This window comes from Rhodococcus sp. UYP9, assembly GCF_040547235.1.
In the GTDB taxonomy this organism is placed as follows: Bacteria; Actinomycetota; Actinomycetes; order Mycobacteriales; family Mycobacteriaceae; genus Rhodococcoides.
On the sequence record NZ_JBEPPH010000002.1, the window covers coordinates 535,730 to 561,654 of the forward strand.

Annotated in this window: 28 protein-coding genes; 12 read left to right on the forward strand and 16 right to left on the reverse strand. The window is 62.6% G+C overall.

What is annotated here, in order from left to right; all coding sequences use genetic code 11:
• Positions 1 to 16: 16 nt before the first annotated feature.
• A complete protein-coding gene (locus ABIB36_RS08905) occupies positions 17 to 937 on the reverse strand; it encodes an N-acetylglutamate synthase, CG3035 family (RefSeq protein WP_084346414.1) in 921 nt (306 codons plus the stop codon).
• Positions 938 to 950: 13 nt separating this feature from the next.
• Positions 951 to 1,544 carry a peptide deformylase gene (locus ABIB36_RS08910; protein WP_084346298.1) on the reverse strand — a complete coding sequence of 198 codons (594 nt, stop codon included), beginning with the start codon at positions 1,542 to 1,544 and terminating at the stop codon, positions 951 to 953.
• 275 nt (positions 1,545 to 1,819) lie between these two features.
• Here ABIB36_RS08910 and napA point away from each other — a divergent pair, with 275 nt between their 5' ends.
• The 5 genes from napA (at position 1,820) to ABIB36_RS08935 (ending at position 6,084) form a co-directional block, all read left to right on the forward strand.
• Positions 1,820 to 2,149, forward strand: coding sequence for a nucleoid-associated protein NapA (gene napA, locus ABIB36_RS08915; RefSeq protein ID WP_084346297.1), 330 nt, complete (start codon positions 1,820 to 1,822; stop codon positions 2,147 to 2,149).
• Positions 2,150 to 2,182: 33 nt separating this feature from the next.
• Positions 2,183 to 2,716 (forward strand): LytR C-terminal domain-containing protein, encoded by a 534-nt coding sequence (locus ABIB36_RS08920; protein ID WP_354563115.1) that lies wholly within the window; start codon positions 2,183 to 2,185, stop codon positions 2,714 to 2,716.
• 85 nt (positions 2,717 to 2,801) lie between these two features.
• Positions 2,802 to 3,500: a superoxide dismutase[Cu-Zn] gene (gene sodC, locus ABIB36_RS08925; RefSeq protein WP_084346296.1), complete on the forward strand. Its 699-nt coding sequence runs from the start codon at positions 2,802 to 2,804 to the stop codon at positions 3,498 to 3,500.
• An 81-nt stretch (positions 3,501 to 3,581) separates the two neighbouring features.
• A complete protein-coding gene (locus tag ABIB36_RS08930) occupies positions 3,582 to 4,700 on the forward strand; it encodes a glutamate--cysteine ligase (RefSeq protein ID WP_084346412.1) in 1,119 nt (372 codons plus the stop codon).
• Between the two features lie 46 nt (positions 4,701 to 4,746).
• Positions 4,747 to 6,084, forward strand: a complete 1,338-nt coding sequence (locus ABIB36_RS08935) for a phosphatase PAP2 family protein (RefSeq protein ID WP_354563112.1) — start codon at positions 4,747 to 4,749, stop codon at positions 6,082 to 6,084.
• Here ABIB36_RS08935 and mnhG read toward each other — a convergent pair.
• Genes mnhG through ABIB36_RS08965 form a run of 6 tightly spaced genes read right to left on the reverse strand, consistent with a single transcriptional unit; the run spans position 6,047 to position 12,383 of the window.
• On the reverse strand, positions 6,047 to 6,391 hold the full coding sequence (mnhG, locus tag ABIB36_RS08940; RefSeq protein WP_084346294.1) for a monovalent cation/H(+) antiporter subunit G: 345 nt from the start codon (positions 6,389 to 6,391) through the stop codon (positions 6,047 to 6,049). The two genes, ABIB36_RS08935 and mnhG, sit on opposite strands and share 38 nt — an antisense overlap.
• Complete coding sequence (locus ABIB36_RS08945; protein ID WP_084346293.1) at positions 6,388 to 6,645, reverse strand: monovalent cation/H+ antiporter complex subunit F; 258 nt, start codon at positions 6,643 to 6,645, stop codon at positions 6,388 to 6,390. Before ABIB36_RS08945 ends, mnhG begins: the two co-directional genes overlap by 4 nt.
• Positions 6,642 to 7,277 carry a Na+/H+ antiporter subunit E gene (locus ABIB36_RS08950; protein WP_179142259.1) on the reverse strand — a complete coding sequence of 212 codons (636 nt, stop codon included), beginning with the start codon at positions 7,275 to 7,277 and terminating at the stop codon, positions 6,642 to 6,644. Before ABIB36_RS08950 ends, ABIB36_RS08945 begins: the two co-directional genes overlap by 4 nt.
• A gap of 5 nt (positions 7,278 to 7,282) precedes the next feature.
• Complete coding sequence (locus tag ABIB36_RS08955) at positions 7,283 to 8,911, reverse strand: Na+/H+ antiporter subunit D (RefSeq protein WP_084346291.1); 1,629 nt, start codon at positions 8,909 to 8,911, stop codon at positions 7,283 to 7,285.
• Positions 8,908 to 9,543: a Na(+)/H(+) antiporter subunit C gene (locus ABIB36_RS08960; protein ID WP_084346290.1), complete on the reverse strand. Its 636-nt coding sequence runs from the start codon at positions 9,541 to 9,543 to the stop codon at positions 8,908 to 8,910. Before ABIB36_RS08960 ends, ABIB36_RS08955 begins: the two co-directional genes overlap by 4 nt.
• On the reverse strand, positions 9,540 to 12,383 hold the full coding sequence (locus ABIB36_RS08965) for a Na+/H+ antiporter subunit A (protein WP_354563109.1): 2,844 nt from the start codon (positions 12,381 to 12,383) through the stop codon (positions 9,540 to 9,542). Before ABIB36_RS08965 ends, ABIB36_RS08960 begins: the two co-directional genes overlap by 4 nt.
• A gap of 290 nt (positions 12,384 to 12,673) precedes the next feature.
• On the opposite strand from ABIB36_RS08965, the gene ABIB36_RS08970 reads away from it, so the two are divergent.
• The 4 genes from ABIB36_RS08970 to ABIB36_RS08985 all read left to right on the forward strand — a co-directional run bounded on the left by ABIB36_RS08970 (position 12,674) and on the right by ABIB36_RS08985 (position 14,723).
• The gene (locus ABIB36_RS08970) at positions 12,674 to 12,979 is read left to right on the forward strand and encodes an ArsR/SmtB family transcription factor (RefSeq protein ID WP_084346409.1); all 306 of its coding nucleotides are present in this window, start codon (positions 12,674 to 12,676) and stop codon (positions 12,977 to 12,979) included.
• Positions 12,972 to 13,448 (forward strand): SRPBCC family protein, encoded by a 477-nt coding sequence (locus tag ABIB36_RS08975; RefSeq protein WP_084346289.1) that lies wholly within the window; start codon positions 12,972 to 12,974, stop codon positions 13,446 to 13,448. The genes ABIB36_RS08970 and ABIB36_RS08975 overlap by 8 nt, the downstream gene beginning before the upstream one ends.
• 38 nt (positions 13,449 to 13,486) lie before the next feature.
• The gene (locus ABIB36_RS08980; RefSeq protein WP_256895551.1) at positions 13,487 to 13,900 is read left to right on the forward strand and encodes an NUDIX hydrolase; all 414 of its coding nucleotides are present in this window, start codon (positions 13,487 to 13,489) and stop codon (positions 13,898 to 13,900) included.
• Between the two features lie 70 nt (positions 13,901 to 13,970).
• The gene (locus tag ABIB36_RS08985; RefSeq protein WP_084346408.1) at positions 13,971 to 14,723 is read left to right on the forward strand and encodes an isocitrate lyase/PEP mutase family protein; all 753 of its coding nucleotides are present in this window, start codon (positions 13,971 to 13,973) and stop codon (positions 14,721 to 14,723) included.
• A 35-nt stretch (positions 14,724 to 14,758) separates the two neighbouring features.
• On the opposite strand, the gene ABIB36_RS08990 is transcribed toward ABIB36_RS08985, so the two are convergent.
• The 7 genes from ABIB36_RS08990 to ABIB36_RS09020 all read right to left on the reverse strand — a co-directional run bounded on the left by ABIB36_RS08990 (position 14,759) and on the right by ABIB36_RS09020 (position 21,356).
• Positions 14,759 to 16,897 carry an AAA family ATPase gene (locus ABIB36_RS08990; protein WP_084346288.1) on the reverse strand — a complete coding sequence of 713 codons (2,139 nt, stop codon included), beginning with the start codon at positions 16,895 to 16,897 and terminating at the stop codon, positions 14,759 to 14,761.
• The gene (pssA, locus tag ABIB36_RS08995) at positions 16,894 to 17,751 is read right to left on the reverse strand and encodes a CDP-diacylglycerol--serine O-phosphatidyltransferase (RefSeq protein ID WP_084346287.1); all 858 of its coding nucleotides are present in this window, start codon (positions 17,749 to 17,751) and stop codon (positions 16,894 to 16,896) included. The genes ABIB36_RS08990 and pssA overlap by 4 nt, the downstream gene beginning before the upstream one ends.
• Before the next feature lie 11 nt (positions 17,752 to 17,762).
• Positions 17,763 to 18,479 carry a phosphatidylserine decarboxylase gene (locus ABIB36_RS09000; protein ID WP_084346286.1) on the reverse strand — a complete coding sequence of 239 codons (717 nt, stop codon included), beginning with the start codon at positions 18,477 to 18,479 and terminating at the stop codon, positions 17,763 to 17,765.
• 101 nt (positions 18,480 to 18,580) lie between these two features.
• The gene (locus ABIB36_RS09005) at positions 18,581 to 18,850 is read right to left on the reverse strand and encodes a GlsB/YeaQ/YmgE family stress response membrane protein (RefSeq protein WP_084346285.1); all 270 of its coding nucleotides are present in this window, start codon (positions 18,848 to 18,850) and stop codon (positions 18,581 to 18,583) included.
• Positions 18,851 to 18,925: 75 nt separating this feature from the next.
• On the reverse strand, positions 18,926 to 19,381 hold the full coding sequence (locus ABIB36_RS09010; RefSeq protein ID WP_084346284.1) for an SRPBCC family protein: 456 nt from the start codon (positions 19,379 to 19,381) through the stop codon (positions 18,926 to 18,928).
• A gap of 144 nt (positions 19,382 to 19,525) precedes the next feature.
• The gene (locus tag ABIB36_RS09015; RefSeq protein WP_256895550.1) at positions 19,526 to 20,413 is read right to left on the reverse strand and encodes a DUF559 domain-containing protein; all 888 of its coding nucleotides are present in this window, start codon (positions 20,411 to 20,413) and stop codon (positions 19,526 to 19,528) included.
• Positions 20,414 to 20,546: 133 nt separating this feature from the next.
• On the reverse strand, positions 20,547 to 21,356 hold the full coding sequence (locus ABIB36_RS09020) for a DUF1206 domain-containing protein (protein ID WP_256895549.1): 810 nt from the start codon (positions 21,354 to 21,356) through the stop codon (positions 20,547 to 20,549).
• Positions 21,357 to 21,816: 460 nt separating this feature from the next.
• Here ABIB36_RS09020 and ABIB36_RS09025 point away from each other — a divergent pair, with 460 nt between their 5' ends.
• A complete protein-coding gene (locus tag ABIB36_RS09025; protein ID WP_354563102.1) occupies positions 21,817 to 22,494 on the forward strand; it encodes a GOLPH3/VPS74 family protein in 678 nt (225 codons plus the stop codon).
• Positions 22,495 to 22,517: 23 nt separating this feature from the next.
• Here ABIB36_RS09025 and ABIB36_RS09030 read toward each other — a convergent pair whose 3' ends face one another.
• Positions 22,518 to 22,865, reverse strand: a complete 348-nt coding sequence (locus ABIB36_RS09030) for a DoxX family protein (protein WP_084346281.1) — start codon at positions 22,863 to 22,865, stop codon at positions 22,518 to 22,520.
• A 362-nt stretch (positions 22,866 to 23,227) separates the two neighbouring features.
• Here ABIB36_RS09030 and groL point away from each other — a divergent pair, with 362 nt between their 5' ends.
• The gene (gene groL / locus ABIB36_RS09035) at positions 23,228 to 24,853 is read left to right on the forward strand and encodes a chaperonin GroEL (protein ID WP_084346279.1); all 1,626 of its coding nucleotides are present in this window, start codon (positions 23,228 to 23,230) and stop codon (positions 24,851 to 24,853) included.
• 115 nt (positions 24,854 to 24,968) lie between these two features.
• Positions 24,969 to 25,925 carry a non-homologous end-joining DNA ligase gene (gene ligD, locus ABIB36_RS09040; RefSeq protein ID WP_354563099.1) on the forward strand — a complete coding sequence of 319 codons (957 nt, stop codon included), beginning with the start codon at positions 24,969 to 24,971 and terminating at the stop codon, positions 25,923 to 25,925.

The window sequence follows — 25,925 nt, forward strand, 5'->3', positions numbered from 1 at the left end:
GCAGTGTGCCAGAAGGTCATCGAGGCGGCTCGGCGTACCGATACCGGTGATGCTCTACGAATCCGAGTTCCCGGTACATGGCGAGGGCCCCGAGATTGTCGGTCGACACCTGCAGGTAGGCGTGAGTTGCTCGCTGCCGCACTCCCCATGCGAGGAGTTCACCGCAGATACGCGTCCCGAGCCCGTGTCGTCGATGAGCCTCGGAGACCTCGATCGCTGACAGGCCGACCCAGCGTCGCAGATCAGGGGCCGTGGTGACGGCTGCGCGTCCGATGGCCAGCATCTCTGTCGCGGAATTGCCGATCCGAGCAAATCCGACAACCCCATCGCGTATGGCCGACACGACGTCCATCGCATCCTCGGGTGCGGCGCGTCCGCGGTAGTGGTAAAACCTCCGCCAGTCCTCGTCGGGGGCGGCGGTGATGACTGCTATCGAGTCGGGCGGCATCACGAGGGAGGTGATGTCCGCGGCCATCACCATGACCTCGTAACCCGTTGTCCAGCCCGCGGGAACTGCGCCGAGACGATCGGGCAACAGCAGCTTCGGCCACTGTCCGCGGTCGCGGAACCATGCGGCGATCTCGCCGAGCGAGGACTCGTCGGCGTGCGGCTCGACCGGAAGAGCAGAGTTTGCTCGGCCGGTGAACCCGCGGCCGTACCGCAACAGCCATCCGTCGATCCACGCCAGCTCCAGGCCCGGCCACCCATCGGCAGCAGCACGTTCGAGTGCTCTGATCTCCGAAGTCCTGATCGGTCGTGGACCGAGGGCCTTCATCGCCACGACACGATCGCGGGCCACCCGCACGACGCGACCGTCCCCGGCCCGAACAGCTACGGCGGTGTCGTTTGCCTCGACCAGTTCACCGATGACGTCGGTCATCGGATGGCTGTACCCCGGGGGCAGCCGATACCGCAGCATGACGCGGGTGCCGGGCATGACGGCCACGAGCTCAGTCGTCCTCGTGGCCGAACGGATCTTCGACGGTTCCCGGTATCCAACTCAGGCCGGGCTTGCCCCAGCCTGCGCGCTTGATGGCCTTCTTGGCTGCGCGGGCATTGCGGCCCACCAGCACGTCGACGTAGAGAAACCCATCCAGATGGCCGACCTCGTGCTGCAGCATGCGCGCGAAGAAGCCGGTGCCTTCGATGTCGACTGGTTCGCCGTGCGCGTCGGTGCCGGTGACCCGAGCCCAGTCGGCACGCCCGGTGGGGTACTGCTCGCCGGGTACCGACAGGCAGCCTTCGTCGTCGTCCTCGGGATCGGGCATGGTTTCGGGAATTGCCGAAGTCTCGAGCACCGGGTTGATCACCTCGCCCTTTCGGCGGACGAGCTTGCCGTCGGGCCCCTCGTCAGGGCAGTCGTACACGAAGAGTCGCAGCGGGACGCCGACTTGATTGGCTGCGAGGCCGACACCGTTGGCGATGTCGAGCGTTTCGTACATATCCGCGATAAGGTCTGCGAGCTCGGCGGGCGTCTGCGTGACTGCGTCAGTCGGGGTGTGTAGAACCGGATCTCCGACGATCCGGATGGGAAGAATTGCCATGGTCGAGAAGAATAGTGTCCGCGTGCAGAGCCGCCTACACACGGTGAGCCAGAGCTGCCGCACGCGCGACTCGCCGCAGACACCGTACACGGCGTGTGACACGCCCATCATGGTTGAATCAGTACCGAACTACACGTGTGCAATTCGCTCGGCCTCCTTCTGCCAGGCCCGATGGGTGACGCGAAGTCGGGCGAGCCCGTTGAACGTTGGCAGGCGATGCTGCACCGAACGTGGATCCGCAGCCGATGCGGGTAAAAGAGAAGTCGAGGAGTGAGATGGACGGCGCAGCAGCGCGTGACTCGAACCAGGCTCCGCAATCCGAAAGCTCCGAAGATCCGAACGAGGTCGGAGCAGACGGACTGACTCGTCGCGAGCACGACATTTTGTCCTTCGAGCGCCAGTGGTGGAAGTACGCCGGCGCCAAAGAAGAGGCGATCAAGGAACTGTTCTCCATGTCCGCTACCCGGTACTACCAAGTCCTCAACGCACTTGTGGATCGTCCTGAATCTCTCGCAGCAGACCCCATGCTGGTCAAGAGGCTGCGGCGCCTGCGTGCGAGCAGGCAGAAGGCCCGCGCGGCACGCAGACTGGGCTTCGAAGTCTAGTTGCCGAGCCGCGATCAACTAGTGTCTTCGAATGTGAGCAGTCCCAATCCGGAATCGTCCGGTCCTCCGCTCCGCGCTCTGGCAATGGTGTTGATTTCGCTGGCGATTCTCTTCGCAGCAATCGGGGCACTGTCGTTGACCGGTTCGGACGAGACCGAGGAATCAGCGGCACAGGCGACGACCAGCGCCGCGCAGCAGGCTCCCACCAGCTCCGCCGCAGCGCGACCCCCTGCCGCAGCGCAGCCTCCCGCATCGGCCACTCGTACATCCGCGCCGACTCCCGCCGGCGAACCGACCGACGTCGAAGTTCGCGTTCTCAACAACAGCAACGTATCCGGTCTCGCAGCCGGAACAGCCGCCACGCTCACCGCCGAAGGCTGGAATGTCGCCGAGACCGGCAATTTCAACGAATCGCAGATCGCACAAACCACGATCTACTACGACACGTCGCCGGGCGCGCAGGTCGCTGCCCAGCAAATATCGACTCAACTCGGCGTCGCCGCATTCCCTCGACCGACGACATTGTCGAGTTTCGGTGAAGGTGTCATCGTCGTCGTGACCGAGTAACTGTCAACCCTGTGGGCCGGTAGTACTACCGGCCATAGTTATGATCGACACAACCGCCCAGCCTGCCCTTCGAAGGAGCAATTTCATGGCACCGATTCGTATCGCTCGGCCAGTGAGTCGAACCTGGCGCCTAGCGACCCCAGTCGTAGCCCTCGCGGCCTTCGGCCTGGTTGCATGCGCTGCTCCCGAGACTGCCTCCGACGTTCCCGGAACGACGCCCCCCGTGTGGACCGGCAAAGAGGATCCGAACGCCAAGGCCGTCGCAGCAGATGCGCCCGTCGGATCGGGTGATATCGAAGCATCGCTGAAGGACGCGTCCGGCGCAGACGTCGGCACCGTCTCGATCGTCGAAGAGGGAAGTTACCTCCGCGTCACCGTCGAGGCCGAAGGACTGACACCAGGATTTCACGGCCTGCACATCCACACCGTCGGCAAATGCGAGGCGAACTCCGTAGCACCGACCGGCGGCGAGCCCGGTGACTTCCTGTCCGCAGGCGGACATCTCCAGGTCGACGGCCGCACCGGACATCCATCCAGCGGCGACTTGACCTCACTGCAGGTCCGCGAAGACGGCACGGGCGAAGTAGTCACCACGACGGACGCCGTCACACTCGAAGATCTCCAGGTCGACGGCGGCCGCGCGATCGTCATCCACGCCGGCGCAGACAACTTCGCCAACATCCCACCGCGCTACACCTTGCCCGACGGCGCAGCGGTGCCCGACGCAAACACACTGATGACCGGTGACGCCGGCGGCCGTGTGGCCTGCGCGGTCATCGACTAGGTGAGTTCCCCGAAGACACCCGATCACTCCGCAGGCTCCGCTCCTGAACCTCCCGGTCACTCCGCAGGCTCCGCTCCTGCAATCCACTTCGAGAGTTCCCCACGCCCCACGCTCGGCGTCGAATGGGAAATCGCGCTCGTGGACAAGGAGTCTCTCGACCTGGTGAACTCGGCCGAGGAGGTCATGGACGGTGTCACGGAGCTCTCGGGTGATCGGACACCACGCGTCACCAAAGAGCTCCTGCGCAATACCGTCGAACTCGTCACCGGAGTGTGCGAGAACGTCGGTGAAGCCATGGACGATCTCGGCGAATCCCTCGATCTCGTTCGCCGAGCAGCGGACCCGCTCGGCATAGATCTGTTCTCCGCGGGCACGCACCCGTTCGCAGAATGGTCGACGCAGGTGCTCACTCGCTCACCCAGCTACGACGAATTGATCGCCCGGACCCAGTGGTGGGGCCGTCAGATGTTGATCTGGGGAGTGCACGTACACGTCGGAGTGTCCTCGCCCGACAAAGTGTTTCCAATCCTGAACTCGCTGCTCCTGCAATATCCACATTTGTTGGCGCTATCGGCCTCGTCACCGATCTGGGCCGGTTCGGATACCGGCTACGCAAGCAACAGGGCACTGATGTTCCAACAGCTCCCGACGGCAGGGCTGCCATTCCAGTTCGAGGACTGGGGGCAGTTCGAAGGCTTCGTCCGTGATCAGATGAAAACCGGCGTCATCGAACAGCTCGGTGGAATGCACTGGGACATCCGCCCCGCCCCCAGATGGGGAACCATCGAAGTACGGGTGTGCGACGGGACGGCCACCAAACGTGAACTCGCGGCGTTGGTAGCGCTGACGCACTGTCTGATCGTCAACCTGGACGAACGTCTCGAAGCCGGCGAAACGCTCCCGACGATGCCGCCGTGGCACGTGCAGGAGAACAAGTGGCGGGCAGCGAGGTACGGCCTCGACGCCGAAATCATTCTCGATGCCGACAGTAACGAGCGTCTTGTCACCGACGATCTGCACGATCTGCTCGAGAAGCTGACCCCGACCGCCGTGCGTCTCGGATGCGCCGACGAATTGGCCGCTGTCGCCGACATTCCACGCCTGGGAGCTTCGTATCAACGGCAACGCCGAATCGCCGCAGAATCCGGTGGAGATCTCAGGGCCGTCGTGGCGTCGTTGGTCGCCGATCTTCGAGCGTGACAGCTCGCTGTAAATAGTTGTTCATCCACCGTTTACTATTAGCGGCGTGCGTTCGGGTGAAGAGGGGGACGGCTCCACCCACGGGGCGGTACCGAATTCCTTACGATTCTATGGCGTCGGTGCGGCGGCGGTAGCTGCGTTTCTCGGATTGCTGCAGCTCGCCGCAAACCACAACGGATTCTCCGGCCCGTTCGCGAGTATCTGGAACGATGTCGCCGGTACGCCCAAGTCGATGTCACTACCATGGGCCGGTCTGATCCTCGGACTCGTCGGTGTGAACAACCGGGTCCGATTGTGGTCGTTGTCGCTCGCAGTCGCTATCGATGTCGTCTTCGCGGTCGGCAGGACCGAATCCGGACTTCCCTTCTCCGTCGGCAACGGCGCGGTGATAGTTCTGATCGGCCTCGCGGTGTACACGGTGTGGACCCGGGACAGCCATGGGATCAAATCCGTGTGCCTCGGCGGCTTGCTCATCCTCGCTTCGAAGGCCGGAGACGCCTGGCTACAGATCACCACGCTGGTCCGGCCGAACGTACTCGACGAGTACGTCCAGCTGGCAGATCACGCGCTCGGAAACCCGTCGTGGGTCGTCGGCACTGCACTTGCCGCCCTAGGCTCGCCCGCGTATGCGGTCCTACATTGGATCTACATCCAACTACCGGTCGCCGCGATTGCCATCGCTATCTATCAACTACGTGGTGTTGCGACGGGACGCCCATGGCCGGCGCACAATCTGGTGCGCACGTTTCTGCTGATAGGCCTCGTCGGGCCGATCCTTTACATCGTGTTTCCGGTGGTGGGACCGATGTTCGCTTACGGTTCGGCCGGGCAGGGCTTCGAGATCGGGGACTTCTGGCCCACGATAGTTCCGATGGACACCTCGCCGTCCGAGATCCCGTTCGACTCGTCGACACCGCGCAACTGCATGCCGAGCCTCCACACTGCCTGGGCATTGAGCTTGTTCATTCATTCACGCAGAGGCCCGTGGTGGCTTCGACTCGGCGGCACGACGTGGTTGGTGGGCACCCTGGCCGCGACGCTCGGATTCGGCTACCACTACGGAGTCGACCTCGTCGCAGGTGTCGTTCTGTGTCTGACTCTCGAAACGATCCTGCGTGACCCCGAACGAGGCTGGGACGGGGGCCGTATCCGGCTGGTCTCGTACGGGACGGCGACCTTGCTGGTGCTCTTGTCGAGCTACCGCTACCTGGCCGTCCCGTTCGCGACGTATCCCGAGGTGTTCGGTCCCCTGGTCCTGCTGCTGATGGGCTCGGTCGTCGTGATGTTCTACGCGACGTTCTTCGCAGCGCCCGGTACTGCGATGGCCAACTGGGGTGGACGCAGCACTAGCGAGGATCCGATTCGTCGGGCTCCATCTCGTTGACGACCAGCAGACCGTCGCGGCCTCGCTGCTCGCGGTAGGCGACACGACCGACGATATGTGCGATGACCGGAGCGGTCGCTAAGGTGAACACCCCGACCAGCACGAGCATCCAGATATCGACGTTGCCGCGCAGTTGGATGACGGCACCGGTCAGTACGAGAATCAGTCCCACGACCTGCGGCTTGGTCGCAGCATGCATGCGCGAAAGAGTATCCGGAAACCGGACGATCCCGATCGCCGCGGTGAACGCCAGCATTGCCCCGATCAAAATCAGAACAGCCGAAATTACTTCGAAGACTGCGTTCATTCGTCCCTCACTCGGAATCTCGCGACGCTGACCGACCCGATGAAGCTCACCAGTGACAGCGCGACGATGGCAGGCACGATCGTGGTGTCGAGGCTGTGGACCGACCACAGGGCCAGCCCACACATCGACACCGCCAGAATCGAGTCCATCGCTACGAGGCGATCGAGGGTGCTTGGGCCGTCGAGAAGTCGATAGGTGGTGATGACGGCTGCTGAGACCAGCAGCACGCCCGCGATCACCAGAACCACGGTCATGACCAGTCGCCCTTTCTCTCGTCATCGATCCGCTTGTCATCTCGAACCTCCGCCGGCGTTGCGATGTCGTCGCCGAGAACACCGTGATACCGCTGGTAGTCCTGGAAATGCAAGGGGCTCGGCTGCCAATCGGAGTCGCGCTCGAATGCCGCGATCAACAACTTTTCGAGTAGTCGAACGGACCGGTAGAAGGCATCGACAGCTTTCTGGCTACCCATGTCGAGGACGTGGACGTAGACGAGCCTGCGTGTCTGATCGATCTCGAGAACCATCGTTCCGGGAATGAGATTGAGGGCATCCACACACAGTGTCAGCACCAGATCCGACTTGATCGCGATGCGGACTCGCAGGACCCCGGTGATGGGAGGGGCCTTCGGCCGGACTGCCAGCCACGCGACACTGAAGCTCGATGCGATTGCGTAGTAGAAGAATACGCAGATGAGCTTGAACACCGACAGGACGTGAACGCGGCCCTCGACGGGAACCTTGGGGAGCGGTAAGAGCAGCATGATGCCGAGACCGACGACGATTCCGCTGAGCACGTTCGCTGGAGAGAGGCTGCCCCACAACAGGACCCACACCGAGGTCAGCCAGGCGAGCGTCCAGAGTCGCAGGAGCAGAAAGCGATTCATGTACTTCATTTGCCCTCCGCAGCTTCGGCAGCACGATCGCCCGCGAATTCCGCTCCGAGTACCGCGTCGATGTACACCGAGCGGTCTCGTAGATCGGCTGCCGCGCGATCGCTGATGTCGATGATCCGACCCGCGAACACTGTCAGTGCCAAACCGACGATGACCAGACCTATCGTCGGGATGAGCATGAACGCCGGCATGCGTCCGACATCCTCGCGGTCACCGAAAGCGATATCCGTCGAGTCATCCAGCAGCGCCGAAGGGCTGTGGTCGGCCAGGTCCCCTTCGGGTGCGTCGGCCCGTGCTCGCCAGAATGCCTTCGTCCAGACACGAGCGATGACGTAGAGCGTCAGCAAACTGGTGACCGTGCCACCCGCGACAAGGATCCAGGCGAGAACACTGCCGTCTGCGCTACCTGCCTGCAGCAATGCGACCTTGCCGATGAAGCCCGAGAACGGGGGAATGCCACCAAGATTCAATGCCGGAACCAGGAAGACGATGGCCAGAACGGGGCTCGCCGCGGCCAATCCGCCGAGCCTTCGTAGCGACGAGGACCCGGCCTGACGCTCGATGAGTCCGACTACGAGGAACAGCGTCGTCTGCACGATGATGTGGTGCGCGACGTAGTAGATCGAGCCCGACAGCCCTGATTGTGTGGACAGCGCGACACCGAAGATCATGTATCCGATGTGACTGACGAGCGTGAACGAGAGCAGACGTTTGATGTCGCTTTGGGCAATCGAGCCCAAAATACCGACCAGCATCGTGAGCAGACCACACACCATGAGCACATTGTCGAGACTGCCGTCGGGAAACAGCAGAGTATGCGCCCGGATGATCGCGTACACGCCGACTTTGGTGAGCAAGCCGGCGAAGACCGCGGTGACCGGGGCCGGAGCCGTCGGGTACGAATCGGGGAGCCATGTCGACAGCGGGAATACCGCGGCCTTGATCCCGAAGGCAACGAGGAGGACGGCGAAGATCGCAGTCCTGGTTCCGGAGGGGATGTCTTCCAGACGCGTCGCCATGTGAGCAAGATTGAGCGTGCCGGTGGCGGCATAGACGAGCCCGATTCCCACCAGGAAGATCAACGAAGACACCATCGAGACCATGACGTACGAGACGCCAGCGCGGACGCGGTCCGCGCTGGCACCGAGGGTCAACAGCACGAACGAGGCGGCGAGCAGAACCTCGAATCCGACATACAGATTGAACAAGTCGCCCGCGAGAAAAGCGTTGCAGATTCCCGCCGTCAACGCCAGATATGTGGGCAGGAAAATCGATACCGGCTGGTTCTCGCTGCCGTCACGAATACCCTGTCCGATCGAGTACACCATCACGGCGAGCAACACGATCGAGCTGACCAACAGCATCATCGCGGCCAACCGATCGACCACCAGCGAGATTCCGATGGGCGAATCCCAGCCACCGACCTGCAGAGCAGTGGCTCCGTCTCGATCGGCAAGATACAGAAGTGCACCGGAGACCAGGACGACAGCGGTCAACGCGACGACGGTAATGAAACGCTGTGCGCGTGGACGACGGCCGAGGACAAGAGTCAAGGCCGCGGCAATCATCGGGATGAGGACGGGGAGAGGGGTGAGAATGTCGGTTGTGCCCGCGGGGATGGTCATGTCGCATCCCCCTTCTTCTTCGTTCTTTTCTCTACTGGGGTCGTATCTTTGACGGCACTGTCGATCCCGTCCAGACCTTGTACCTCGGGTTCGTCGTCGTCATCGTCGAAATCGCCTTCGTGCAGGTCCTCGTAACATTCGAGATCTTCGATATTCTTCAATTCGTCGATGGGTATCGGGTTTCCCTGCGAGTCGAAGGCGTCGCCGCTGAAACTCGGCTCGCCGGTGACGGGGTCGTCGGAGCGGTCGCGGTCCGGTGCGTCGGCGACCGATCGACGCTTGGAGACCTTGGTGTCCTCCGGGTCGTTCTCGACGTCGTCCTTGGTGTTGAGCGTGAAGGAGCGGTACGCCAATGCCAACACGAACGCGGCAATGCCCATCGTGATGACGATCGCCGTCAGAATCATCGCCTGCGCCAACGGATCTGCCATCTCTTCGTAAATGGTCGTCTCGCGCCCCACGATCGGTGGGCTACCCGGGGGGCCGCCGACGGTGAGGATCAGGATGTTGACCCCGTTGCCGACCAGAAGCAGCCCGAGAAGCATCTTGGTGATCGAGCGCTCGAGGAGTAGATACACCCCGCACGAGACGAGTACTCCGACGATGATCAGCATGCCGAGATTTGCGGTCATCGCGCGTTCACCTGCTTCTTCGTTTCCACCTGGGCGTCGAGACGAGCGCCGAGACTGCGCAGTATGTCGAGTACGAGACCGACGACGATGAGATAGACGCCGAGATCGAAGAACAAGGCAGTGACGATTTTGATGTCACCGAGGATCGGCAGTGTCAATTCCAGTGTCGCAGAGGACAATGCCGGTGCGCCGAGGAACAAAGAAGTCACGGCAGTGCCTGCAGCGAAGATGAGGCCGAGGCCGAGGATCTTGCCTGCGTCGATCGGCACCGCCTCGCCCAGTTCGTATCGCCCACCGGCAAGGTATCGGAGTACGAGCGCCAGACCGGCCGTCAGACCGCCGGCGAAACCTCCGCCGGGTGCGTTGTGGCCGGCGAAGAAGAAGTACACCGACATCACCATGATCGTCGGGAAGACCAGGCGAGTGGTGACTTCGAGAATCAGTGAGCGATGCCGCGGGTCGATCAGATCGCCGCCGAGCAACCAGGTCGTATCCGAGCCGACTCCGCTTTCGGAACTGCTGGCCGGGGCGTCGGACACGCGTGGGGCGGTGCCGAACCGTCGGTTCCGGAACACCAGACTCGCGACGCCGGTGGCTGCCACCAGCAACACCGAAATCTCCCCGAGGGTGTCCCAGGCGCGAATATCGACCAGCAGAACATTGACGATGTTCTTACCGTCGCCGAGTAGGTAGGCGGCGTCGGGGAGTTGCAGATACAGCGGCTCGGTGTTGCGGGCGTTCATCGCGAATGCGCCCAGGATCGTCACCGTGGCGCCGACGGCGATTGCCAGCAGTGCACGTGGGATGCGCCAACCGGCAGATCCGCGGTCGTCGACTTCGGCAGGCAGCTTGCGTAGTACCAGAACGAAGACGACGAGGGTCAGTGTCTCGACGAGGAACTGTGTCAGTGCCAGGTCTGGAGCGCCGTGGATGGCGAAGATGATGCCGCAGCCGTATCCGGCGACGCCGACGAGGAGCACGCTGGCGAGACGGTTACGCATGACCGTCGCGCCGAGTGCCCCGGCGATCATGATCAGGGCCACGACCATCTGCAGCGGGTTGTCGAAGAACTTGAAGGTCAAGCCCGGCACGTCCCCGACGGCCAGCACGATCATCGGCAGCAGCACGAGGGTGAGAAGGATGGTTGCCTGTGTGACCGGCAGCGACCCGCGCTGGGTGGAACCGGTCAATCGGATGGACAGCGTGTCCATCCCCTTGAGTACGGCGTCGTAAACGCGGTCGGCGTTGCCGAGCGGTGGGTGCTCGAACTTGAGCCGGTTCAAAATTCGGTGTGCGATGAACAGAGCCACACCGCCGCTCACGACGATCACCGTCAGTCCGAGCGGCAGATTGAATCCGTGCCACAGAGAGAGGTGGTACGACGCTTGCCCGTAGGACGGCGTCGTACGGGCGTAGGGGCTCACGATGGCGTCGACGACCGGGGAGAAGATGCCTGCGAGGAGTCCGAGGACTGCAAGGAATGCGGGAGCCGCCAGGAAGAGAGCGGCGGGTTGGTGCATCTTCTTCACCGCCGGGCTGGGGCGCTTGAGTTGCTTGCGGCCGAACGCGCCCCACACGAAGCGGATGCTGTAGGTCACTGTCAGCATCGACCCGATCACCATGGCGGTGATGACGAGAACGCTGACCGTCGGATTCAGGACAGGGGTGCCGATCACTGCCGACAGGGCTGCTTCTTTGCCGACGAAGCCCAGGAAAGGCGGCAGTCCGGCCATGCTGGCTGCGGCGAGCGCGGCGATGCCTGCCAGTATCGGCACCTTCTTACCGAGGTGCGCGAGCTTGCGGATATCGCGTGTTCCGGTGGTGTGGTCGATGACTCCGACGACCATGAACAGCGTCGCTTTGAACATGGCGTGAGCCAGGACCATGGCCAGGCCTGCGAGCATCGCTTGTTCGGTGCCGATCCCGACGAGGACCATCAGGAATCCGAGTTGGCTGACCGTACCGAACGCGAGGATGAGCTTGAGGTCGAAGGCGCGTAGCGCACGCCAGCCCGCCAGGATCATCGACACCAGACCGAGTGAGATGACCGTCGCTCGCCAGGGTCCTGAGTCTGCGAAACCCGGGGCCATGCGCGCAACGAGATAGATGCCGGCCTTGACCATGGCCGCAGCGTGCAGATAGCCACTGACCGGAGTCGGTGCTGCCATTGCCCCTGGCAGCCAGAAGTGCATCGGAACGATGGCCGATTTGCTGAGCGCACCGATGAGAATCAGTACGACGGCCACACCCGCAAGCCACCCGCCGGGCGCGTCGGCGATGACGGTGGAGAGGCTGTAGCTTCCGGCGACCTGACCCAGGATGATGATGCCGACGAGCATCGCAAGGCCGCCTGCGGTGGTGACGAGCAAAGCCTGCGTCGCTGCACGTCGAGACGAGGCACGCTCGGCGTAGTGGCCGACGAGCAAGAACGACAGGACTGTCGTGATTTCCCAAAAGACGTACAGCACCAACATGTTGTCGCTGGTGATGAGCCCGAACATCGCGCCGGAGAAAGCGACCATCTCCGCAGCGAAGATGCCGAGGCGAGGTTCGTCGTCCTCGAAGTAGCGCGCACAGTAGAGCAGAATCAGCGCCCCGATGCCGAGGACCAGTAGCGACATGATCGCGGCAAGAGAGTCGAACCGCATGTCGAAGTTCATCGACAGCCCGGGAACCCATTGGATGCTCAGCGTCTGCTCGGTATTCCAGTTGGCGAAAACCCAGATGAGGCTCGCCAACGGAACCAGTGCGAGCGGGAAGAAAGCGTTGCGGCCCCAATAACGGACCGCAAGGGGCGCAAACATGGCAGCGACCGTGTGCGCCAACAAGATAGCGAGCAAAAATTACTCCGTCGTCTCGGGTCGTGTCACCGAAGAAGGAGACACGGTGGTCGTGGGGCGGCGTCGAGTAGTCGAGCAATTATCGAGAACACTCGTGAGCCGTGTTCGCGGCCGACGAGATGGATTGGGTTCGATCTTACTTTGCACGGGCGTGGTGCCGTTACCCGGTGCAGAAGGGGTCTTGACGGTTCGAGAAACCCTAGTACTGTAATCAACAGATTAATTGATAAAGGAGATGGTTGATCATCAAGAACGGTGACGATGCCGAGGACCGGTTGGACAAAGCTTTCATGGCCCTTGCCGATCCGGTTCGACGCGCAATCGTCGCTCGGCTCAGTGGCGGCCCGCGGACCGTCAACGATCTTGCCGAGCCGTTCGACATCAGCAAGCAGGCCGTCTCGAAGCACATCGCGGTACTGGAGTCAGCCGGGCTGGTCACTCGATCCCGAGATGCCCAGCGCAGACCGGTCCATCTCGATGCTGCGCACCTGGAGGAAATGACCGCGTGGATCGACCGGTACCGAACCATCCATGAACAACAATTCCGGCGGCTCGATTCGCTGCTGGCAAACATGAAGGAGGAACCCGATGAGTAATCCTGTCACCATCTCCGTCCCCGAGGGCGTCCCGTTCATCGACATCAGCCGCGAGTTCGACGCGCCCGTCGCATCCGTCTTCCGTGCACACAAGGAACCGGAACTGCTCGAGCAGTGGCTCGGACCGCGCGGCTACGACATGAAGATAGAGAAGTACGAATTCGAGTCGGGCGGCAGCTACCGATATGCGCACACCGACCCAGAAGGTGAGGAGTACACCTTCAGAGGTGTTTTTCATGTGGTGCGGGAGAACGAATTCGCGATCCAGACCTTCGAATTCGAGGGCTACCCCGATGTCGTGAGTATCGAATCGATCACCTTCGTCGATCTCGGGAACGGTCGATCGCGCATCGAAGCCCACAGTGTGTATCCGTCGCAGGAAGGGCGCGATGGAATGGTAGAAAGCGGCATGGCGCAAGGCGTCGAGGAGGGTTACGAACGTCTCGACGAGATTCTGGCCAGTCTGTGACGGCTCGTTTGTGATGGCATGAGTGGGATGGGTAGAACGTGAGTGGAAATGTGATCAGAACTGCTGCGCTGGCGTTCGTGCGGGATCGTCGGATGATCCAGGCCAGGTCGGCAGGAAAGTCGGTGTTCTACATGGCCGGCGGAAAGATCGATCCGGGTGAGAGCGCCGAGGACGCGCTGCATCGTGAGGTCCGTGAGGAACTCGATGCAGCCGTCCTCGACGGTTCGTTGGAGTTGCTCGGAGTCTTCGAGTGTGCGGCCTGGGGGCACCCACAGGGCACCGGATTGCGGATGAATTGCTTTCTGGCCGAGTTGGCGTCGGAGCCGGTCGCGACCAGCGAGATTGCGGAAATCCGGTACTTCACCCGCGACGAGTATGCGGCGATGCCCGATGTCGCACCCGGGTCGATGCTGGTCTTCGACCGAATGCGTGAACTCGATCTGATCGATTGAGGGCAATCGGCCCTTCGGGTACGTTGGAGTGAGAACGCACGTTCTCCCGATCGGTATAGGAGCCACACCCATGACGAACCTGTCCCAGAAGGCCACCACACTCCTCGAACTTCACAAGCCAGGCAATCCCGTCGTACTCCCGACCGTGTGGGATGCGTGGTCTGCGAACCTCGCCGTCTCGGCCGGGTTCACCGCGCTCACCGTCGGCAGCCATCCCGTGTCCGACTCACTCGGCAAGCCGGACAACGAAGGAATCACCTTCGAAGAACTTCTCACCCGCGTCTCACAGATCACCGCTGCCGTGGACGCGCCGCTCTCCGTCGACATCGAAGCAGGCTATGGGCAGGACCCCAGGCGGCTCATCGATGGTCTCATCTCGGCAGGCGCCGTAGGCCTCAACATCGAAGACACCGTCCACAGTGAAGGTGGCCGACTGCGTGAAGCGCAGGAGCATGCCGATTTCGTCGGCGCGCTGCGCGCTGCATCGGACGCAACCGACGTACATGTGGTGATCAATGCCCGCACCGACCTGTTCGTCAAGCAGGTCGGTGACGAAAGCGACCGTGTCGACCGGGCCATTGCACGCCTCAAGCTCGCTGCCGCCGCAGGGGCCGACTCGCTCTACCCCGTCGGATTCCACAACGACGCCGACTACAAGCGTCTCGCATCCGAACTGCCGCTCCCGATCAACGCGATCGCACACCCGGTGGACGGCGACCTGGCGCACTTCGCTGAACTAGGCGTCGGCCGCATCAGCTTCGGGCCACTGTTCCAAGCCTCGCTCGGCAAGCATGCAGAAGGCATCCTCGCGCGCTGGAAGTGAGGCTCCTCGCCGGCGGGATGGACATGGCCATCCCGCTAGCGCGTAGCGCTGTAGGCCTTCAAATGCGCAACTTGTGCTGCATCGAGTGAGGGGCGCACCGTCTTTCGGGCAGCCTCGACGTCGGCAGCCGTGACGTCCGCGGCATCCATCGACCGACGCATCGCGGTCAACGCTGCTTCGCGCAGGAGTGCTGCACAGTCCGCAGCCGAATATCCGTCGAGTCCCTCCGCAAGCGCGTCGAGATCGACGTCGGCAGCGAGCGGAACCGACTTTCCCGACGCTTTCAGAATGTCCTTGCGGGCGTCGGCATCCGGCGGTGGCACGAAGACCAGGCGCTCGAGGCGGCCGGGGCGAAGTAGTGCCGGATCGATCAGATCGGGCCGGTTGGTTGCGCCCAGCACGACCACGTCGCGCAGCGGTTCGACGCCGTCCAGTTCGGTCAGCAACGCCGCCACGACGCGATCGCCGACGCCCGAGTCCGAACCCTGACCGCGTCGCGGCGCCAATGCGTCGACCTCGTCCAAGAAGATCAGCGACGGGGCGGAGTCTCGGGCGCGCTGAAACAGCTCGCGCACAGCCTTTTCTGAGGATCCGACCCACTTGTCCATCAGCTCGGCGCCCTTGACTGCGTGGACGCTGAGTTGACCGGAGCTGGCCAGTGCGCGCACGAGGAAGGTCTTGCCGCACCCGGGTGGCCCGTAGAGCAATACCCCGCGCGGGGGATCGATGCCCAGCCGCGCAAAAGAATCGGGATGCTGCAATGGCCACAGCACCGCTTCGGTCAGTGCCTGTTTGGTCTCCACCATGTCCCCGACGTCGTCCAGGGTGATGGTGCCGATTGCGAGCTCCTCTGTGCCCGAACGTGACAGCGGTCGGATCACCTCGAGTGCGGCGAGAAGGTCGGACTGCACGATGACGGGATCGCTCTTGTTGTCACTGGCCCGAGACGCTGCACGTAGTGCGGCTTCGCGCACCAGTGCTGCTAGATCGCCGACGACGAAACCTGGTGTCCGTGAAGCTACTTCATTCAGTTCGAGGGCGTCTGTCGGGACTTTGCGGAGTAGGTGCTCCAGCAGCGCCTTGCGGCCCGCGCTGTCCGGAAGGGTCAGAGTCAACTGGCGGTCGCAGACATCCTGGGCGCGCACTCGACTGTCCGTGCTCTCGGGATGAGCAGTAGTGGCGACGAACGCGATCCCCTCGGTGGCGACGGCCCGCCGCAGATGATCGAGGATCAGCGTCGACGCAGGCTCGGGGACCGAGGGTAGGAGAGCGTCGATATCGGTGACCAGCAGTACACCTTTGCCTGCCAGGCTGTCGATGGCAGCAGCGACCGCATCCACTCGCTCGGATGCCTCCAGTGCGCCGATCGAAGGACCGTCGAGTTCGGCGACAGTACGTCCGGAAAGTACGGCGCGCGCCAGCGTTGCCTTCCCGACGCCTGCCGGGCCGGTCACGAGAACTCCGAGGTGCGGTGATGCACCGAGCTTGGCGAGCAATTCGGACTCGTCGAGAGCGAGGCGAAGCCATTCGAGTAACTTCGCCTGGTGGACCGACACTCCCACGAGTTCGGCGGGCGGAATCGCCGGGATCACCTCGGGGACGGTCGGTGGTCGGCCCTGCCCCCATCCGACGGCGGAGTTGGGCTGAACGCTCACCGGTCCTCCGGATGGTTCGACGGCGGAGACGGTCAGAAGTTCGGTAGTCCATGCAACACCGAAGGTGCGCGAGAGTGCTTGCGTGGCAGCGCTGGAACTGGTTCCCGGTCCCAGGTCGCGGGGGAGCAGTGACACCGTGTCGCCGACGGTCACAATCTTGCCCAGCAGTGCTTGGCGGAGGGTGGTATCGGAGATCGACCCCGCGGCGAGAGCTGACCCGGAGAGTCGAACGGACTTCGCCCCATAGACGGTCACCGGGGCGATGGCTACCGAACCATCTTCTTTGATTCCGGTGTTGGACAGCGTGACGTCGTCGAGCAAAGCCGTGCCCTGCGGGGTGCCCTCCGGTGCCCGTCCTGCAACCGCTGCCGTCCGACGAGAACCGATGAGTGCTACTGCGTCCCACTCCCGAATGCCGAGTGCAGCGAGCACCTCTGGGTGCAGTCGCACCACGCCGCGACGGGCATCGGCTGCCGAGGTGTTCAGGCGTGCGGTCAGGACGAGTTCGGGGGTACTCACCTCGGGCTCCGCGGCCGCCGAAGACCCAGACGGGCGGAGGACCTACGCGCGGTGTTCGGCGCGCGACGAATCGCCCGGCGCTCGGCCCGGCGCTCGGACGGCTTGGCATCCCACGTGTACGGCCGCGCGGCAACCCATCTTTGGGAGCGAATGGCGAACGGGATGTGCGCGAGGTAGACCAACACGAGCACCATCAACAGGATCAACGGATAGGTGATCAGTGCAGCAGCGGTCAACGCCACCATGATCAGGAGTGCCGCCGCCATCCGCGGTGGCACCGACACGGTCTTGAGTGCGAGCGTGGGAATCCGGCTCACAGCCAGCGCTGCAGTGAACAGTGTCCATCCGATGACTACGTAGAACGACGCCCACCAGCCGTCGCCCCACTCTTCGAATGCCGCAATCGGCGCCAGCACGATGAGCGCCCCCGCCGGAGCAGGAACACCGGTGAAATACTCCGCGGCGTAGGTCGGGGTGTCGTTGTCCAGCAGGGTATTGAAACGCGCGAGCCGCAGAACCATGGCCACTGCATAGGTCAGTGCGACGATCCAGCCGAAGCTACTGCCGTCGAGCAGCGTCACGTACAACACGAGCGCAGGGGCCACACCGAACGAGATCGCGTCGGCCAGCGAGTCCAGTTCGGCACCGATCTTGCTCGTCGCGTCGAGGAGACGCGCGATGCGTCCGTCCAGGGCATCGAGGACCGCGGCCGCTCCGATCATGGCCAGTGCAACACCCAGCTGATCGCTCAGTGCGAATTTGACTGCGGACAGACCCGCGCACAGCGCGAGAATTGTCACGACCGACGGCAGAAGTCTGACGGCAGCAGGTGGCCGCGAGCGTCTGGTGATCATCGCCCGGACCCTTACTGGGAAAGCTCGGCGAGCACAGTTTCTGCGCCGACTGCGCGTTGTCCACGCTCGACGAGCAGCTTGGTGCCCAGTGGGAAGTAGGTGTCCACGCGCGAGCCGAATCGGATCAAACCGTAGGTGTCGCCGATGGTGAGCTTGTCGCCGATCTTGGCGTTGTTGATGATGCGCCTGGCGATGAGTCCGGCGATCTGCACAACTGCGATGTTCTGACCTGCAGGGGTGCGGATAAGCATGCTGTTTCGCTCGTTGACCTCGCTGGCTTCGGCTAGATCGGCAGACTTGAACTGTCCGCTGCGGTGCACGACCTCGAGCACCTCGCCACCGACAGGGACACGCTGCACGTGGACGTCGAGGACGGACAGGAAGATGCTGACGCGCGGCACCGGATCGCTACCGAGGCTGAGCTCGGTAGGAGGCACTGCTGTATCGACGAGTGTCACCAGCCCGTCTGCCGGAGCGACTACGACGCCGGGGCGGTTCGGTGGAACGCGGCTCGGATGCCGAAAGAATGTGGCGCAGGCTCCCGCTGCTGTGAGGCCGGCAAGCCGAACCCACTTGTACTTACGGCCGAGGACGGCCACCGCAAGGGGGCCTGCGACGAACGGTAGCCCTGCCGGGTGCAGGGGCGGGACTGTCTCTCGGACCAGGTCGACGACGTGCGCGACCCCAGTTCGGGGCGGTTGACCGATCGGGGTGGGACGGCGTGCCACTTCGCTCCTTATGACTGTTGATATACAAGGCCTCGGCACAGACGACTGCCGGGGCCTCACACAGTACGTGGAAGCCCCGGCAGTCGGTAAGTGTGAGTCGATCAGACCCTGCTACGGCCCATGACCAACTTGACGAGGAACAAGAGGATGACTGCGCCCAGCAGGCAGGTGATGAAGCTGAAGATGAGTCCGCCGCCTTCGACGTCGACTCCGAATACCTTCAGTAGCCAGCCACCGAGTAGTCCGCCGATGATTCCGACGACGATGTTCAAGATGATGCCCATCGAGGCGTCGGTCTTCATGAGCTTGCTGCCGATCCATCCGGCGAGACCGCCGATGATGATCCAGCCGATGATTCCTAGGCCCAACATTTGGTGCCCCCTCTTGCTAATAAGCCGTGGATAGTGCTCAACCAGCATTCCCAGGCGAATCACCAACCAAACATGTCAGCCCTTTTCGGTTTCCGCTTTGATGCGCTGGAGGGTCTTGTTCATGCCGTCGACCAATTCGATGTCGAATCGATCGCTACCGCCGAGCACGTTCTTGACCAGGAACGACGAAATTGCGGTGGTGCCGCTCGGCGCTTCGCGCTTTTCGACGACCGAGGTGCCGGTCCCGTTCGGGGTCAGTGAATACGACCAGATCGTCTTGTTGTCCAGGACGCGGAATGCGATCTTCTTGTTCGGTTCGAATTCGATCACCTTCGACCTGGTCGGCCAGACGAGAAGTCCCTTGCGGTTGATGTTGAGGGTGGTGGTGCCGCGTCGAACATCTCCGCCGAAGACCTTCATGAGCTTGCACTGCGGACTCCACTCGCCCATCCGCTTCAGGTCGGAGATTATTTTCCATACCTGCTCAGGGTTGGCGTCGATGTCGATCGTGGCTTCGAGTGTCTTGCTCACATATACCTCCGTGATGATGAGTGCAACCGGGCGTCACACGCAGTTGGGCAGGATCGTATACCGGGGTGTGGGCATGGTGTTCCGATTCTGCACACACGAAGCGGGATTTCGTTCGGGGAGGACGTAACTGGAACACCATGCCCATCAATTTCGTGAACGCCGGCGCCTGCGCACCACCCCGGCGATCTGACGGGCAGTCTTTTCCGGGTTCGCCATCACATCGAACGCCGAAAATCTCAGTACGAGCCAACCGTCGAGGACCAGATCGTTCTGCCGACGCCGATCCTTGCTGAACACCTCGGGCGCGCTATGGAACTCACGGCCGTCCACCTCGACGACGACCCGTGCGAGTTCGTCGACGAAGTCGCATACGTAATTGCCAACCCAATGGTTGGTTGCGAGCCGGAGACCGCATGCAATGAGCGCGCGATCAAGTACGCGTTCGGGCTCCGAGGCAAATCCCGACGCGGCACTGCGAAGCTGACCGGACGCGCGGGAGTTGCCGCGACGTCTGGGGGTACTTCGAATTTTCGCGGCGATGTCTTGCGCATGGATGTCTGTTGCGAGGCGTTCGTCGACGATTCGAGCGACGGCCTCCGGTGTCATCACGGCGATGCAATCGATCAGCGTTCGTTCGCGGGCGACGACGGGGAGCCGCACGACCTCGGTGGTGTCGGATGCGGGCAGGTCTCGGCGATACATCCTGAGCCAGCAGGGAGTTCGAGCCTTGGATGTCGCGGGCAGCGTCGCTTCGATCATCGAATGCTCGTCCACCCACCCGTACAGCCATGCTGCCGTTCGGTGACTGAGCAGTGCGTTCGGCTGCCACAAGGTGACGGCGTAGCAGCGCGCGATGGTGGTCGGCTGGTCGGCGCTGTAGATCCCAGGCAGCACGCGTTCGTATCTGCGGGTGATGGTGCTGTTGGGTATGCCCGCGGCGAGAAGTTGGCTACGGGTGGCGATTCCGTGGGGATGCACGGCGGTGAGCATCGCCGACGTCCGAACGCGTTCGATCGACGTGAGCTGGGGCAACAGAAACCCTGTGGATGGAGGTGCGGATTGTGGACAACCGCGGGCATGGTGTTCCGATTGCGCTCGAAGGAGACGGCTTCCCGCCTGGTAGAGGTGCAACTGGAACGCCATGCCCATATCGACAGCCGAGTTACTACATCCGTGCGTACCGTGCGAGCACGAAGGAGTACAGCCCGTACAGCGCGATGCCCACGCCTGCCACGATCAACAACACCTGACCGAACGGCTGTTGGCCGAGGGTCTTCAGCGCGCCGTCCATTCCCGTCGCCTTGCTCGGGTCCGAGGTGAAGACAGCAGCTATGACGAGCGCTCCTACACCGATCAGGGCGATGCCCTTGGCGCAGTAACCCACGATCCCGAGGCGCTCGACGGTTTTGCCGGTGTAGCCCTCCAGGTCGTCGAGGAAGTTCTTGGATACGCCCTTGTAGACGTGGTAGCCGCCGACGCCGATGATGACGAGTCCGACGACGACGAGAACGAACTTGCCGAAGCCGTTACCCATCAAGTCTGCCGTCATGGATGCGTTCTGCTTGCCACTCGACTTGCCGGATCCGCTGGCAAACCCGAAGGTCGTCCACGCGAAGACGATGTAGACGAGCGCGAGCGATGCGGCCTTCAATCGGTCCATCACGCTGCCGGAATCGTCGTCGGACTTCTTACCGACGATGGCTTCGACGACCCGCCACAGAGCCAGTGCCACGAAGGCGACGAAGGCAACCCACAGAGCGATGGCTCCGCCGGGCTTCTCGCCGAGCTCGGCGAGCGCGCCGGATTGGTCTGCGTTTCCACCTTGCCCGAACGCCAACCTGATGGCGATGTAGCCGATGAGAATATGGAGCAGGCCACTGACGAAATGGCCGGCGCGTGCGGCCTTCTCGAATGCGCCATTGTCCTGTATCGACTCGACGACGTCGGATGCAGATGAATCCCCGGTCTTACTCAACTTTGTGGCCCCGATCGATTGTGGCTTCCCGTTCGGCTGGACCTTACCCATGGTCGACGGATCCGAAACGCCTCAGCGCGCCTCACACACAACGGGTAACAAGGGGCGAACACTGGCGATAGAACAAACGAGGAATCAGCCAAATCAGTTCGACGGAGTGATCGATCGTGAACCTTCATTCGATGTTGCGACGTACCAGCGCGGATGTGCCACTGCTCGAGTCTGCCCGGATGAGTGGGCGGCCCCGTAAGTGGCCGAGTGAGCAGTTGGAACGGCTGCTGACACCACGGGAAATCGACTTGATAAGACGTGGCCAGATCTGATCTTCGGCCAGAAGGCCTGCGCACGTGGTTCCCGGTGGGTCTGGTGCCGTCGAACTGGCAGCAGTTGCTGAACTGACCCGGCTGCCGAGAACAAGAGCAGGACCTACTAATCCATGGGTACTCGGTAACCTCGGCGTATGACGTTGATCGCCGAGGACCTGTTCCTGCTGCTGGTAGACGATGTCACCGGTAAGCCGATTGTCGACAGCACCAAATTTCCCCGCGTGCTGGCCGGTGCGGTCGTTCTGGAATTGGCTGTCGAGGGTTGCGTTCGCATCACGGAGAAGAATGAGTCCTTCAAGGCGGGACGGCTCGTGGTGACGGGGCCTGCGCCCTCTGATCCCCTCCTCGCCCGTGCGCATGCCTTGATCGGCGCTCGAAACGGTCGGCTGAAGCCGCAGCGTGTGATCGAGAAACTTCAGAGGAATTTGAACAAGGAAGTGGGTTCCAGACTCGCCCAGCAGGGTTTGGTTCTCGAACGTCACGACAAGGTGCTCGGGCTCTTCCCTACGGTGTCCTGGCCGGCGCGCGAGGTGACTCGCAAGAATTGGGCGCGTCAGGGGGTCGGTAGCGCGATCGTCGACGGCACGACACCGGCCCCTGAGATTTCGGTGTTGATTTCGCTGGTGTCGGCCATCGATGCCATCCCCAAGATCTTGCCAGCGGGAGTGGACAAGAAGGCTGCAAAGAAGCGCGCCAAAAAGATTGCCGAGGGCGATTGGGCCAGTTCAGCGGTCCGAAAAGCAGTGGAGGATGTCAATGTCGCGGTCATGGCTGCCGTCATGGTCCCCATCATCGTTTCGTCCGGTTCGTAACGGACCTGCCGGCAACCGACTGCTCACGCGGACAGCAGGCGCAGAACCAGCGCGGCAATGGCGACAGCGCCGAGGAATGCAGCGGGACCGAAACCGCTGTCCTTCACTCGGAGGTGAGCGATGACCGCGCCCACGAAGTACAAGATCACTCCGACTGCGGCGGCGACCCCGATGGGCCAGACGAACAGTCCGAGGATCAGTCCGATCGCGCCGAGAATTTCGATGTAGGCAAGCCAGGGGATCTTGTCGGCAGGCACACCGACCTGTTCCATGATGGGGATGACCTTGGGGTTCTTGGTCAACTTTCCGACCGCCGAGAAGGTCAGCGATACAGCGAGGAAAATCGATACTGCGACTGTTGCGATGAACATCGGTGCCCAATCTATTGTGTCGCCCGAGTTCTCACCGGGCGTCCGTTGTCGAGAACAAGAATAGGGTCGACGGCGGCGGTCCGGGGGAGAGTTGTGAGCATGAGTTTCTGTCCGCCGTCGACCTTGGGCGGGTGCGCCCTGAGCGAACGCTGAGCAAGTCGGGCCAGCAAATCGACCATGTAGTGCCCGTCGACCTTGCACTCGCCATGGTCGAGTGCTAGAAATGCAGTTGGCACTCTCGATACGTGAGTGCCAGGTCGGGACACGGTGAGGCTGGGGATCAAGGACACCCCTGGTCGTCCGTCGCGGGCACCCAACTCGGCCAGAAATGTGTCACCCCCAATCCGGAGGATCACTTCGTAATGGCCAAGATCATCGCGTTCGACGAAGAGGCACGCCGTGGCCTCGAGCGAGGCCTCAACGCCCTCGCTGACACAGTAAAGGTGACGTTGGGACCCAAGGGTCGCAACGTCGTGCTCGAAAAGAAGTGGGGAGCTCCCACGATCACCAACGATGGTGTCTCCATCGCCAAGGAGATCGAGCTCGAAGATCCCTACGAGAAGATCGGTGCCGAGCTCGTCAAGGAGGTCGCCAAGAAGACTGACGACGTCGCAGGCGACGGCACCACCACCGCCACCGTTCTCGCTCAGGCTCTGGTCCGCGAAGGCCTGCGTAACGTCGCAGCCGGCGCCAACCCGCTCGGCCTCAAGCGCGGCATCGAGAAGGCTGTTGCAGCCGTCACCGAGTCGCTGCTCGCTTCCGCCAAGGAGATCGACACCAAGGAGCAGATCGCTGCTACCGCTGGTATCTCCGCGGGCGACCCAGCCATCGGCGAGCTCATCGCCGAGGCAATGGACAAGGTCGGCAAAGAAGGCGTCATCACGGTCGAGGAGTCCAACACCTTCGGCCTGCAGCTCGAGCTCACCGAGGGCATGCGCTTCGACAAGGGCTACATCTCGGCGTACTTCGCCACTGATGCAGAGCGTCAGGAAGCCGTCCTCGAAGACGCGTACATCTTGCTCGTCAGCTCCAAGATCAGCACCGTCAAGGACCTGCTGCCCCTGCTGGAGAAGGTTATCCAGTCCGGCAAGCCGCTCGTCATCATCGCCGAGGACGTCGAGGGCGAAGCTCTCTCCACTCTCGTGGTGAACAAGATTCGTGGCACCTTCAAGTCCGTTGCCGTCAAGGCTCCCGGATTCGGTGACCGTCGTAAGGCACAGCTTGCCGACATTGCCATCCTCACCGGTGGCGAGGTCATCAGCGAAGAGGTCGGCCTCTCCTTGGAGACCGCTGGACTCGAACTGCTCGGCCAGGCACGCAAGGTCGTCATCACCAAGGACGAGACCACCATCGTCGAGGGCTCGGGCGATTCCGACGCTATCGCCGGTCGCGTCAGCCAGATCCGTGCCGAGATCGAGAACTCCGATTCCGACTACGACCGCGAGAAGCTGCAGGAACGTCTGGCCAAGCTGGCCGGCGGCGTTGCAGTCATCAAGGCCGGAGCAGCGACCGAGGTCGAGCTCAAGGAGCGCAAGCACCGCATCGAAGATGCTGTGCGTAACGCCAAGGCTGCTGTCGAAGAGGGCATCGTTGCCGGCGGTGGCGTCGCGCTTCTGCAGGCGTCCCCCGCACTCGACTCCCTCAAGCTGGACGGCGACGAGGCAACCGGCGTGAACATCGTTCGCGTCGCCCTCGAAGCACCGCTGAAGCAGATCGCGTTCAACGCTGGCCTCGAGCCCGGCGTCGTCGCTGAGAAGGTCCGCAACTTGCCCGCAGGTCACGGCCTCAACGCCGCGACCAACGAGTACGAGGACCTGCTCGCTGCAGGCATCAACGACCCGGTCAAGGTCACCCGCTCGGCACTGCAGAACGCAGCGTCCATCGCGGCTCTGTTCCTCACCACCGAGGCCGTCGTAGCCGACAAGCCCGAAAAGGCCGGAGCGCCTGCAGGCGATCCGACCGGTGGCATGGGCGGCATGGACTTCTGAGTCCGTTCCCCAAGCTTTACCGCTGAAAAAGCCCGACTCCCTCGTGGAGTCGGGCTTTTTCGTGTGCGCAGAGAAAGTGCAGCGATGCGGTGGAGCTGCACCTAGGCTTTCGAGCATGGCCCGCGCAGCATCACCGTCGATCGAACTCGAGGTGGGCGAACGTACGGTGCGCATCTCCAACCCCAATCGCGTGTACTTCCCCGAGAGTGGGGCGACCAAGCTCGACTTGGTGAACTATTACCTGAGCGTCGGAGATGGAATCGTCCGCGCTCTACGTGAACGTCCCTGCATGATGCACCGCTTTCCGAGTGGCCTCGCAGGGGAGAAGGTCCACCAGAAGCGAGTGCCCCACGGTGCGCCGCCGTGGCTCGAGACCGTGCGCGTGAAATTTCCGCGCTACAACCGCACCGCCGACGAGCTGTGCGTGACCGAGTTGGCGCATGTGGCGTGGGCTGTGCAGATGTCGACGGTCGAGTTTCATCCGTGGAACAGCCGTCGGGCCGACGTCGAGAAGCCCGATGAATGGCGTATCGACCTCGATCCGATGCCGGACTGTCCGTTTGACCGAGTTCGTCGCGTCGCAGGTGTCGTGCAGGAAGTGTTGGAGGACCTCGGAGCCGTCGGCTGGCCGAAAACCTCTGGCGGACATGGCCTTCACGTCTACGTGCGGATTCAGCCGGACTGGGGTTTCAAGGATGTGCGAAGGGCCGCACTGGCTTTCGCGCGGGAAGTCGAGCGCCGGGCACCCGAAGACGTGACGACCACCTGGTGGCGCAAGGACCGTGACCCGAAGAAACTGTTTGTCGATTACAACCAGAATGCCCGCGACCACACGATCGCGAGCGCCTACTCGGTACGTGGAAACCCGGAAGCAACTGTCTCGACGCCGATTTCCTGGGGCGAGTTGGGCGATGTCGATCCACAGGCATTCACGATGTTCACCGTCCCGGCGAGGTTCGCCGAACTGGGCGACCTGCACGAGGGCATCGACGACGCCGTGTTCTCCATCGATCCACTCTTGGAATGGGCCGAAAGTGACGAGCGGGAGGGATTGAAGGAGCCGGAGGAATAA